We start from the raw sequence: 12,430 nt of genomic DNA, 5'->3' as shown, positions 1-12,430 counted from the left end.
GCTGTCATGCACTAGATAGCCCTTTTTATTATAGGTCATGGTATATAACTGCGGCAACTTCGTTTATTAAGCGAACACTTTATAAGATTTTAATTAACAATAAATTAACATCAGGCGATTATTTTTGTGATATGGTACGTTTTCGTGTCTGTATCTTTGCAATTGCCTGGATATTATGCTATCCACGTTTTTTAACAGCGCAAACACCTTCTGCTGTTTTGGATATTGGGTATTTAGATCTGTATGATATTCGACCTTCCGATTCCTTATTAGTCATAGAGAATGAACGTTATCTGCAAGCCGAAAGGCAAGACGATAAGCTTAAACAAGCCTTATCCTTGCAAAAGATGGGGCAGATATGTTATAACTCGGGCCTCTTCGCACAGTCATTAAATTACCATCTACAAGCAGAAAAACTGCTGGAGCGAGGAAACCAAAGTCAACGAGCGGCAAACCTGAATGATTTAGCTCTCTTGTTATTTTTAAACAATCAAAGAGAAGAAGCTAAACGCCTTTATTTCCAAGCCTTAAATAGCTATAAAAGATCAGAAGACGTTAAAGGACAAGGAAATACTTATGGAAATCTTGGGCATCTTTATGAAAAATGTAGCGATTACGACAGCGCTTTTTACTTTCAACAAAAGGCTATGCAAGCCTTTGAGCAAATAAATGACTTAGACGGCATAGCTTTAATCAACGAGAATTTAGGAAGTATTTATGAAGACAAGGGAAGGTATGTTGAGGCCTATCAATACTTTACCAAAGCATTGAATCGTTTTAAAGCGAACGATAATATTCCAATGCTAATTGATGCCTATAATAACATAGGAGATATCAACAGAAAGACGGGCAAATACCAAGAGGCCTTGATCTATACCGGACTGGCCGAAAAGTTAGCTAAAGAAAACAAAGCATGGAGCAGATTAAGTAGTGCTTATAGGGACCTAGGGAAGACCTATAGTTTTCTGAAAAATGCGGATAGTGCATTTTACTATTTAGAGTTGAGTCGGAAGCTGTATATCGAAATCTATAATGAAGATAGTAAAAACCAAGCTGCTCTGCTTAAGGTACTTTATGATATTGATCGTAAAGACGCCCGCATCGCACAATTGGCGAAGGAGCGCAGAACGGCCATTATTATCTATGCAACACTTGGTATTATCGCTTGTTTATTGGTTCTTTTATTCATAATCGTGGTGAGAAACCAGCGGCAAAAAATACGCAATGAAAGGCAGCTTCGCGATCAGGAAACGGATCTGCTGCAGGCTAAGCAACGTTTAATGGAAGTCGAGCTGCAAAATAAAAAACTTCAGGAAGAGCAATTACAGATCGAAATCGAAAGCAAAGCAAAAGAAATTACGTCTCATACGCTCCAGGCAATTGAAAAAAATAAATTGCTGGAGGAAATGAAACTGGCTTTGACTGAAATTATTCGAAACGATAGTAGAAGCTATAAAAAAGAGCTTAGGCAATTACTCAATAAGATTAACCAAAGCTTTCATAAAGAAGCTAGCTGGGTTGATTTCCGAAGAGTATTCGAAGAAATTAATCAAGATTTCTTTCTGCATTTACAACAGATTAACCCTGATTTATCTGCGGCAGATCTGCGCTTGGTTTCCCTCATCAAACTCAACATGAATACACCGGACATGGCTGCCCTCTTGGGTATCTCTACAGACAGTCTTCGTGTATCCAGGTATCGTCTTCGTAAAAAATTAGGTGTCGAGCCGGGCAAGAGTTTAACAGCATTTCTTCAAGCTATATAAAGCGTTCTTGCTTATGGTTTAATTAGGCTTTCCACCCTAATACTTTATAGTATTGTTATTATTAGCAAAGGGTTGATAAGGGGTTAATAAGGTGTTGACAAAGGGTTAATAAGGGTATTGTCCTTATTAACCCTTTGTTAAAACTCTATAAATGCATCATTAATACTATTTCAATAACAGAGAAGAGGCGGGCATAATCTAGATTTAGGACGTATTGTTACAAATTGTTGCCTTTATTTTTAATCATGTTCACTATTTGTAACGCGTGAAAATTGATTTTATTCAGTCAATAAAGGCATTTTTGTGAGAAAAAGAATAATGAACAAAAGAAATAAAGTATACCTCGTTTTAGCGTTTATGGCTACTGTACTGGCTTTTGGTTGTCAATCGGCTAGCAATAAAAATGATAGTAAATCAACTCAACCATTGGATCATCCAACAGATACATTAGTTGCAACGGTCATTACCGAAAAAGTTAAACATGATAGTGATGATCCGGCCATTTGGATTGATTCAGAACAGGTGGAAAAAAGCCTAATTATCGGAACGGATAAAGATAGTGATGGAGCTCTCTATGCTTTTAATCTGCAGGGGAAAATTGTCAAAAGAGTAGAGGGGATTAAAAGGCCGAACAACGTTGATATTGCTTACGGTTTTCAATTGAACGGGAAAAGTGTGGACATTGCGGTGTTGACTGAGCGTGAGACAAATAAAATACGAGTTTTTACGCTGCCTGACTTAAGTCCCGTGGATAACGGCGGAATAGATGTATTTGTAGGTGAAGAGGAGCGAGCTCCAATGGGCATTGCTTTGTATACGCGGCCGAGAGACAAGCAAGTATTTGCGGTGGTAGGCAGAAAATCGGGCCCGGCAGTGGGTTATTTATGGCAATATCGGTTAAGAGACAATGGAGCCGGATCTGTCAGCGGTGACCTTGTACGGAAATTTGGGAAGTATAGTGGCAAGAAGGAAATTGAAGCCATTGCGGTCGATAACGAACTGGGCTATATCTATTATTCCGATGAACAAACGGGGATTCGGAAATATATGGCTGACCCTGCGGTAAATAATAATGAAGAACTAGCTCTTTTCGGACAAAGTGGTTTTTCAAAGGATCATGAAGGAATTGCTATTTACAAAACGGGGGCTGAAACCGGTTATATTCTCGTGTCTAACCAAGGCTCGCATACCTTTATGGTTTATCCTCGGGAAGGAACTAAAGCCAATAAAAACGAATATCCTTTATTAGCTGAAATTCCTGTTAGTGCAATGGAGACGGATGGAGCCGACGCTAGTTCCGTAAATTTAGGAGCGCAATTTCCTGAAGGGATTTTGGTGGCTATGAGTACCAACCGAACCTTTCATGTCTTTGATTGGAGAAAAGTAAACGAGCGAATTATCTCGAAAAAATAAAGGGTTGTTTATCATTGTTTCGTAATAACAAAACGCCGTCTGCGCAACTTGTGCAGACGGCATTGTCAAAACCCACTCCAGTAAATTAACGTTCTTCTTTATCTTGCCTGTATTCAATCTGATCGCAATGATGTACGTGTTTCCCAAAAAGCCTATTGCCTCGCCATTGGAAAGCGAAAATATTGGCTGCTATAAAAAGAAAAATAACGAGAATTGCAGCGACTTTCGAAATGGTCGCCAACACAGGCTTGCGGGAAAATCCCCCATAAATGTAGCCGATTATAAAAATCATGCAGGCTACAAAAAGTATCCGAATTGCAATGAAGACTAACATAATACCAAATTTTAAAATTAAACCTTCTCATAAGGCTTTTACCAAATTTCCTTTTTGATGCAGTTTTTTGCCTTACTGATTTAAAATTAGTGGCTTTGATTTTAGTATTTTAGGAAAGTAGACCAGGATAGCATATGTATCGACAAACAGCAAAAATTTAACTTCCGAGATTCAATAATTGATTAACTCGTTCCTTGAAAGATTCGCCAACCGGGATTTCTTGGTCTCGAATGCATACGAAATCACGTTTAATGGTCGTGATTTTATTTGCAGCAACCAGGTAAGATTTATGTGTACGTATAAAAGAAAAAGGCTGTAATCGTTCTTCTATCGATTTCATGGTCATGCGCGTCAACACGGGTTTGGATGTAGAGGATAAGTGAATTTTAATATAGTCCTTAAGCCCTTCCACATAGTCTATTTCGTTTATCAAAATCTTAACTAAAGTATACTCAACATGAACGAAGAAGTGATCCGTCTCCTCCTTTTTTGGTGTTACGGCGGTTTGCATGGCGAACAAGTCCTGTGCGCGATTGCAAGCTTTTAAAAATCTCTTAAAGCCAAAGGGCTTTAAGAGATAGTCTACCACCTGTAGATTAAAACCTTCTAACGCATATTGCTCATAAGCGGTAACCAAGATGATCAATGGTGGTTTTTTGAGTGTCTGCAGAAATTCCAGGCCACTTATTTGCGGCATTTGTATATCCAGAAAAATCAAATCGATCGGTTCTTGGTGCAATACAGCTGCCGCTTCCAGCGCATTTCTACAGGATTTTATTAAATTTAGAAAGGGTACTTGCCGAATATTATCTTCCATCAGCTCTCGCACCAATACTTCATCATCTACAATTAAACACCTCATCATATTAGTTTAAGTGTAAGTTGTATGCAAAACAGATTATTGTCTGCATTGGTTTTTAATGCGTATTTCTCTTTATATAAAAGTTCTAAACGCTGTTTCGTGTTCTCCAGTCCTATACCACTTGATCGTTCATGGACGGTTTTATGCTGGCTTTGATAGTGATTTCGAACTTCAAAAAAGAGCACGTCATCCTGTACTGTCAAAGAGATATGGATTTGTGGAGCTTCCAAGTGGGTAACACCGTGTTTAAAAGCATTTTCAACAAATGGTATAAGCAACATGGGTTCAATAACATATTGCTTGTCCTCGGCTGGCCTTGACAGCTGGCTGATTATCCTGACTTCTTGCCCAAATCGCAAGGCTTGCAGCTGAATGTAATTTTCTAAATATTCAATTTCCTTGATTAAAGCGACTTTTTTGCCTTCTGTGTCGTAAAGCATGTAACGCATTATACCTGACAACATAATAAGGGATTCTTCTAATTTATCAGATTTTTTTCGGGCAAGGGAAACCATGTTGGTCAATACGTTGAAAAGGAAATGCGGACTGATTTGCGTGCGGAGAAATTTAAGTTCGGCCTGTAATTGAACCGCGAGCCGTTCTTTTTGCAATCGTTCTGCTCGAATCCTGTTTAACACCATACGGTAAACAAAACTTATGACAAAGACAAGAATGGAAGGAGCGAAGAGGAATCTATAAACCAAAGGACTAGGGGGAATTTCAGCAAAATAGTTTAAAAGCAGCCAATGCTTTAATCGGAGAGAAACGAAAATTAACAAGAGGCTACCAACTATATATAACCACCAGAATCGTTTATTGAATAGCTTTGGATAAAGAAAATAGGCATTTCCATAAAATATGGCGGCATGTATTATGCCTGTTAGTGTAAAGAGCCAACCGGGTATAGCACCAATTTGATAATTATTGTCAGCCGATCCGATAAGATAGGGCAAAAGCAATAGGATGCTCCATATAAAAATATGAAGAGCCACGTGGACTTGCTTGAAGGATAAGGATGTTAACATGCTAACAAAGCTTCTTTATCAAGTTTTAAATGAAAGTAAGGAAATAGATTTGCTTGTGCAATCGGTTGTTCGCTACTATATACGATAAGGTTGTTATTGACGACGATTCAGGCATTTGTGTAGACAAAACATAAAATCAACGTACTTGCTTATGCCGATTGCGATCGTAATTAAGGGAATTTCATTGTTTATATAAAAAAGACTACCTTTGCTGCTAATATCGGCGCTCAGCCTTTGTCTTAATAAGTGTGGAGTTAATTTAACCAATAAATACTTCGCTAAAAAAAATAACCCTTTGTCTACTAAGTCTATATAGAATTTTCTAAAGAATATAGGGCGATTTTTTTATCAACCAATAAATTGAATACAATGAACTTTATTTCAAAAGAAGAGGTATTAAGCGCTTGCCTATCGCCTGAATTGGATAGTCGATTCAAGCATTTATGGCATTTAGTAGGTAATACGCCGATGCTGGAATTACATTACAAATATCTTGGAAAAGCCAATAAGATTTACGTCAAGTGCGAACATTATAATCTAACCGGAAGTATTAAAGACCGGATGGCTTTATATATTATGTATAAAGCTTATTTAGGGTGTCAAATAAAACCAACTGACACCATCGTTGAAGCAACGAGTGGGAATACGGGAATAGCCTTTTCAGCGATTGGCAGGGCGCTTGGGCACCCGGTTAAAATTATCATGCCTAACTGGCTTAGTCGCGAACGTATTGACATCATAAAAAGCATGGGAGCCGAGATTGTGTTGGTGAGTAAAGAGGAGGGTGGCTTTTTGGGAAGTATTAAAATGAGTGAAGAGATGGCTGAGAGAGGCGGTGTGTTTTTACCTCGCCAATTTGAAAACAGGTATAATTGTGAAGCACATGAACGAACAACAGGACGTGAAATTTGGGAACAATTAAAAAGCAAAGGCCTACAGCCAGATGCTTTTGTTGCCGGAGTCGGCACCGGTGGGACGGTCATGGGTGTAGGAAGTTATTTACGCAGTGTACATCCCCAAGTTCGGATTCATCCTTTGGAACCGGCCGAAAGTCCTACGCTATCTACAGGATTTAAAGTTGGCTCGCACCGGATACAAGGGATATCTGATGAATTTATACCGGCCATTGTTCAGTTAGATCAATTGGACAAGGTAATTCGGGCGAATGATGGTGATGCTATTTTGATGGCCCAAAAATTGGCCGAACAGTTAGGATTGGCCGTAGGAATCTCCTCGGGTGCTAATGTGATTGGAGCCATTAAGCTGAAGGAAGAATTGGGGGAAGATGCAGTTGTTGTTACTTTGCTATGTGATGACAATAAAAAGTACTTAAGCACCGATTTGGTTAGAGAAGAACCCGTAAGAGACGGATATATCGCTATGGCAGTTGACTTTAAAGAATATCATCCTATCTGTCGTTTAAAAGAACCTATGTTTGGAGCTTATTGAGATTTAAGGTAAGGTTTTAGGTATAGGGTATAAGGTATGCCGCCCCCCTATGCCCTATACCCTACGCTTATACCTTTCTACCAAACCCTGATTCGTTCATTCTCCGGCTTGTATAGCTTATCGCCTTCTTTTACATTAAAGGCTTTATACCAAGCATCCATATTAACTAAGGGGCCGATTGTCCGTGCTGTAGCAGGTGCATGGGGATCCACCAAGATCAATTGAGCGGCTGTTTCAGGTGTAGTATTCATACGCCATACCTGAGCCCATGATAAAAAGAAACGCTGATCAGGGGTAAAACCATCAATCTTTTCGTTGGATTGCCCTTGAGGAGTCTTTTTGAATGCTGCATAGGCCATGGCCAAACCGCCCAAATCCGCTAGATTTTCTCCCAAGGTGAGTTTGCCCTTTACATGAAGTGTATCAAGAACGGTGTAGCCATTGTATTGCTCCACCACCTTATTCGCCAATTTTTTGAAATTATCCGCATCTTCTTTTGTCCACCAGTCTTTTAAGTTACCATCGGCAGCGTATTGCCTTCCCTGATCGTCAAAGCCATGCGTCATCTCATGACCGATGACGGCGCCGATCCCACCATAATTAACTGCATCATCTGCCGAAAAGTCAAAAAACGGAAATTGTAAAATACCGGCTGGGAAAGCAATTTCATTGTTTGCCGGATTGTAATAGGCATTCACAGTCGGCGGTGTCATACCCCAACGTGTTCTGTCTACCGGTTTGCCTAACTGGTCCACCATGTCGTTATAGTTCCATGTCTTGGCACGGCGGATATTTCCATAATAATCATCCTTCTTTATTTCCAAACCGTCATAGGTTTCCCATTTATCGGGATAGCCGATTTTGGGTGTGAAGGCCTGTAGTTTTTCAATGGCCTTTTTCTTGGTCGTTTCACTCATCCAGTCCAGTGTCTTGATTCGTTCCTCGTAAGTTTCCGATAAATTCTTTACCAATTCAACCATTCGTTTTTTTGCATCAGGTTTGAAATATTTGGCTACATATAATTGGCCTAATAAGTCACCGATGGAACGATCAATCACTTCAAAACTGCGTTGCCAACGAGGTGTCATCTCTTTCTGACCTGTCAGGGCCTGTGTGAAAGCAAAATTAGCTTTGACAAAAGGCGTGCTTAAGTGTGGTGCTGCAGTTTTAAGCATATTCCATTGCAAATATGTTTTCCATTCGTCAACCGATTTTTTTGCAAGTAGCTTAGATGCCTCGACGAAAAATGAAGGATTGTTGACTATTACGCTGTCTGCATCCTCAATCTTTAGCGTACTAAAAGTCGTCTCCCAATTGAGTTGGGGAGCGTTCTTCTTTAAGTCGGCTAATGTAAGTTTGTTGTAGGTTCTGTAGGGATCTCGCATATCCTCCCGACTCCATTCGGCTTTCGCGAGAGCAGCTTCTATATTCCATATTTGTTCAAACTTTTTAACCGTTTCCGTGTCGTTAGTTCCTGCCAGGGTAAATAGCTGCTGAACATAAGTTTCGTAGGCTTGTTTAATATCACGATTTCTCGTGTTATTAACTAGATAATAGTCGCGATCAGGGAGTGTGAGTCCACCTTGACCAAATTGCGCAATGTTGGCTGCTGTATTTTTTTCGTCTTGATCGACGTAAAAATTATAAAGAGGGGAACCAATTCCAATAGTTCGCTGAAATGCAATTTCTTTGACAACGCCATCGATATCCTTTATACTGTTGATGCGCGTTAAATCATCTTTAATTGGTTCTTTGCCCGCAGCATCGATTCCAACGCTATCCATCGCACTCGAGAAAAAATCCCCCACGCGTTGTTCTACGCTACCTGTTTTTGCATCTTTTTTTGTGGAAACCTCTTCCAAAATGCTCTTTACTGCTTTTGCGTTAAAATCTCGTAGTTGGTTGAAGCTACCCCAACGCGTTTCTTTGGCCGGTACTGGATTGTTTTTCAGCCAGACGCCGCTTGCATAATGAAAAAAATCATCTCCCGGTTTAAAAGTTGTGTCCATATTGGCAGGATCGATTAGTTTCTCAGGAGTATTAGTGAGTGTTGTGCTCTTTTCAGCTTGCGAGCAGCCTTGAAAGACAGCAAAGGCCAGACTGCAGTAAAGTAAAGGGGAATAATACTTCATGTGTGTTAAATTATTTGTTGTAGAAATTTGGCAAATTGAATCATTAAGTTAAAAATAAACAATTCTTTTTTATAGATGCCCAAATGTTTATTGCTTATTTGAACAAATACCGATTTGTTAGTCGGCCAATTTTTTTGAACGAAGGTAAAATTTTTGTTTTTGAATATATATGGATTGGTGTAACAATATTATAAGACGGAGAGGTTTCGGTGTCTGCCGCAAGCTAATTAATGACACCTCTTGACTAACATCTAAGAGCTGATTACAAAATAAATTTGGAAATATTAACACTGTTAACTATGTTTGCTGTGTTATTTGCATGAGGTATAAAAAATGGGAATAAAGGAACGCAAAGAGAGGCATAAAGAAGATTTGCGTCAGCGTATTTTGGACGCTGCGAAAGTGCTGTTTTTGAAAGAAGGTTATGAAGCTACTTCTATCCGGAAAATAGCATCAGCCATTGAGTTCAGTCCGACTACCATTTATCTTTATTATAAAGATAAAAACGATATTATCTATACGTTACAGAAGGAAGGATTCAAGGTGTTGCGCACTAAATTTTCTGCCCTTAGTAACGTGGATGACCCATTTGAGCGCTTGAAAGCGATGGGGCGAACCTATTTGCAGTTTTCCATGGAAAATCGTGAATTTTATGAGCTTATGTTTATCATGAAGGAGCCTTTGGAATATCTTCAGAAAATTTGCGGTAGCGAGGCAGAGCAGTGGGACGATGGTGTAGAGGCTTTTAACTTTCTGGTTTACACCATCGCTGAATGTCAACGATCCGGTTATTTTAAGGGACATGACACTAAAATGTTTTCCTTGTTGGTTTGGTCGACCGTGCACGGCTTGTGTGCGCTTAATATGCACGGGCATATCACCCATGTCGTTGAGAAGCATTTGATTGAGCTAAAGGAGGGGACTCAAATTCTTGATTGCGCTTTTGATAGTTATATTAAATTTTTGGAACAGATAAAAGGTTAATTTTTTTATTCATTAAAGAACACTGTTAATAATGAAAACACTGTTTATAATAACTTGTTGTTTAGTGTTACTGATCCCCTTCTTGTCGAGGGCGCAAATCAGTACGCTAGATGCTTATATCGAGGAGGGAAGACATAACAATTTAGTGCTCAAGCAAAAAAACATTTCCTTGGATAATGCGATGTTGGCTCTCCAGACAGCAAAGAGTATGTACCAGCCAAGCGTTGCTCTTCAGGCAACTTATAGCACGGCCTCGGGAGGTCGAAATATATTATTGCCTTTAGGTGATTTGATGAACCCGGTATATACGACCTTGAATCAATTGACAAATTCTCAAAACTTTCCTCAGCTGCAGAACGAATCGATCAATTTTTTGCCAAAGAACTATTATGACGCTCGGATTAGAACGACGGTACCCATTATTAATACGGATATTGGATACAATAAACGGATTAATGAGCAACAGGTTCATTTACAAGAATTTGAGGTGCAGACTTACGAGCGTGAATTGGTGAAAAATATTAAGTCGGCCTATTTCAACTTTTTAAATGCACACCAAGCTGTAAAAATATATGAATCGGCATTAAAACTGGCTGAGGAATCCAAGCGGGTTAACGAACGTCTATTGGCAAACGGTAAAGGACTACCGGCCTATGTGCTTCGCGCTAACAGCGAAATCGAGCAGGTAAGATCGCAGGTTACCCAGGCGGAGCAACAACAAATAAACGCTCGGTTATATTTTAACGCATTACTCAACAGAAAAGGAGAGACATTCATAGATACTCTGTATAATGCTGATGCGGCCTTGGAAAAAGCAACTGTTCTGTTACAGGCAGATCCTGATATTCAGTCACGTGAGGAGTTGAAATCACTTCAACAAGTGATAGCTATCAATGAAAATGTCATTAAGATGAACAAAAAGTTTTCCATTCCTAAGATCAGCGGATTTTTGGATTTGGGCTCCCAAGCGGAACAAATGCGTTTCAACGATCAATCGCGTTATTTGATGGTTGGTTTGCAATTTGATTTGCCTATATATACCGGTAATAGAAACCGCATAAAAATCAAGCAGTCGCAATTAGAGTTGGCTGACGCATCTCTTAATAGAGCGCATGTGCAGCAACAACTGGAAGTGAGCTCGAGGATCGCGAAGAACAATCTGATTGCCGCGTGGCAGAATTATCACTCTTCTTTAAAACAATTAGAGGCTGCCGCGTCTTATCAACGGCTGATTGAAAAGGGGTATAAAGTAGGTTCTAATACATACATTGAAACAATTGACGCAAGAAATCAATTAACCACTGCTCAATTATCTACACTCATTAATAAATATAACGTCTTGTTGGCTGCCGCGGAGTTGGAAAGGGAAACAGCCACTTATCCATTAAAAAAATAAGATTATGAATAGATTTGGTTCTCTATTAGTACTTCTGGTTGCTTTTGTTTCCTGTAAAAGCACCAGCGATCGATCGGCCGATGGGCTCCGTGAGGATACGATACCCGTAAAATTATTAACATTATCTCAGAAATCGGTGGGACAGCAAATCAAGACATCCGGCGTTTTTACAACCGACAACGAAGCGATTCTTTCTTTTAAAAATGGTGGCGTAGTTAGTAAGATATATGTGAAAGAGGGTGATGCCGTGCAAACCGGTCAATTGTTGGCAACGTTGAATCCGACAGAGGTTGCTGCGAGTGTCGGACAGGCTAAGCTTTCTGAGGAAAAAGCACAACGTGATTTTCAGCGGGCCCAAGCCTTATTCAAAGATAGTGTAGCCACCCTTGAACAGTTACAGAATGCCGAAACTGCCCTTCGAATTGCTCAAGAGCAATTGCGGGCAGCCAATTATAATCGAAATCAAACTGAGATTAGGGCGGCTTCAGCAGGTTATGTGCTGAAACGCTTTGTGAATGACGGGCAAGTTGTGGGTCCGGGAAGTCCTGTGCTTCAGTTGAATAGGACGGGGGGCAGCGATTGGCAGTTGAAAGTAGGTGTGAGTGATCAACAGTGGTCGCGTATAGCGGTTGGTGATTCTGCTATTATCTCTTCCGAAGTGCTTGGGAACAAGGTGGCAGCGCTGGTTTATAAAAAATCGGAAGGGATCGACCCCGCTTCCGGTGTATTCACCATTATGCTTAAACTTCTTCCGGGTGATTACGGCAAAAAAATCGGTGCGGGTATGTTTGCCCAAGCTGTCATACAGACGAAGGAAGATGCGTCTCATTGGCAAATACCCTACGATGCTATTTTAGATGGCGATGCCGGAAAGGCTTTTGTTTTCGTTACGAATGACGGAAAAACAGCTAGGCAGGTTGAGGTAAAGGTGGATGCTATTCAACAAAATACGGTGTCAATCTCAGCGGGATTGGAAAACATCCCATCGTTGATTATTTCAGGAAGTGCCTATTTAACAGATGGGTCGCCAATTAAAGTGGTTAAGTAGGTAAGTAGTTGAGTGGTTAAG

10 protein-coding genes are annotated in these 12,430 nt (G+C 40.0%); 6 read left to right on the top strand and 4 right to left on the bottom strand.

Features of this window, described 5'->3' with window-relative positions; translation table 11 throughout:
* Positions 1 to 131 precede the first annotated feature (131 nt).
* Positions 132 to 1,766, top strand: coding sequence for a tetratricopeptide repeat protein (locus FKG96_RS21000; protein WP_130858502.1), 1,635 nt, complete (start codon positions 132 to 134; stop codon positions 1,764 to 1,766).
* A 318-nt stretch (positions 1,767 to 2,084) separates the two neighbouring features.
* On the top strand, positions 2,085 to 3,179 hold the full coding sequence (locus FKG96_RS20995; protein ID WP_130858501.1) for a phytase: 1,095 nt from the start codon (positions 2,085 to 2,087) through the stop codon (positions 3,177 to 3,179).
* Positions 3,180 to 3,264: 85 nt separating this feature from the next.
* On the opposite strand, the gene FKG96_RS20990 is transcribed toward FKG96_RS20995, so the two are convergent.
* The 3 genes from FKG96_RS20990 to FKG96_RS20980 all read right to left on the bottom strand — a co-directional run bounded on the left by FKG96_RS20990 (position 3,265) and on the right by FKG96_RS20980 (position 5,400).
* Positions 3,265 to 3,513 carry a hypothetical protein gene (locus tag FKG96_RS20990; protein WP_013667860.1) on the bottom strand — a complete coding sequence of 83 codons (249 nt, stop codon included), beginning with the start codon at positions 3,511 to 3,513 and terminating at the stop codon, positions 3,265 to 3,267.
* Between the two features lie 157 nt (positions 3,514 to 3,670).
* Positions 3,671 to 4,378 carry a LytTR family DNA-binding domain-containing protein gene (locus tag FKG96_RS20985; RefSeq protein ID WP_130858500.1) on the bottom strand — a complete coding sequence of 236 codons (708 nt, stop codon included), beginning with the start codon at positions 4,376 to 4,378 and terminating at the stop codon, positions 3,671 to 3,673.
* Entirely contained in the window at positions 4,375 to 5,400 is a 1,026-nt protein-coding gene (locus FKG96_RS20980; RefSeq protein ID WP_130858499.1) for a sensor histidine kinase, read from the bottom strand. Before FKG96_RS20980 ends, FKG96_RS20985 begins: the two co-directional genes overlap by 4 nt.
* Positions 5,401 to 5,769: 369 nt before the next feature.
* Here FKG96_RS20980 and FKG96_RS20975 point away from each other — a divergent pair, with 369 nt between their 5' ends.
* Positions 5,770 to 6,849: a PLP-dependent cysteine synthase family protein gene (locus FKG96_RS20975; protein ID WP_130858498.1), complete on the top strand. Its 1,080-nt coding sequence runs from the start codon at positions 5,770 to 5,772 to the stop codon at positions 6,847 to 6,849.
* Positions 6,850 to 6,926: 77 nt separating this feature from the next.
* Here the strand turns inward: FKG96_RS20975 and FKG96_RS20970 are convergent, their stop codons facing one another.
* Positions 6,927 to 8,981 (bottom strand): M13 family metallopeptidase, encoded by a 2,055-nt coding sequence (locus FKG96_RS20970; protein WP_149105991.1) that lies wholly within the window; start codon positions 8,979 to 8,981, stop codon positions 6,927 to 6,929.
* 333 nt (positions 8,982 to 9,314) lie between these two features.
* On the opposite strand from FKG96_RS20970, the gene FKG96_RS20965 reads away from it, so the two are divergent.
* The 3 genes from FKG96_RS20965 to FKG96_RS20955 are packed head-to-tail and all read left to right on the top strand — an operon-like array spanning position 9,315 to position 12,409.
* Positions 9,315 to 9,965, top strand: coding sequence for a TetR/AcrR family transcriptional regulator (locus FKG96_RS20965; protein ID WP_013667855.1), 651 nt, complete (start codon positions 9,315 to 9,317; stop codon positions 9,963 to 9,965).
* Between the two features lie 31 nt (positions 9,966 to 9,996).
* Complete coding sequence (locus FKG96_RS20960; protein WP_149105990.1) at positions 9,997 to 11,361, top strand: TolC family protein; 1,365 nt, start codon at positions 9,997 to 9,999, stop codon at positions 11,359 to 11,361.
* A gap of 4 nt (positions 11,362 to 11,365) precedes the next feature.
* Complete coding sequence (locus tag FKG96_RS20955; protein WP_130858495.1) at positions 11,366 to 12,409, top strand: efflux RND transporter periplasmic adaptor subunit; 1,044 nt, start codon at positions 11,366 to 11,368, stop codon at positions 12,407 to 12,409.
* Positions 12,410 to 12,430: the final 21 nt, after the last annotated feature.

It is taken from the genome of Olivibacter sp. LS-1 (genome assembly GCF_008245145.1).
Lineage (GTDB): Bacteria > Bacteroidota > Bacteroidia > Sphingobacteriales > Sphingobacteriaceae > Olivibacter > Olivibacter oleidegradans.
The sequence above is the reverse complement of the archived record's forward strand: the minus strand, read 5'-3'. Positions and strand labels throughout refer to the sequence as shown.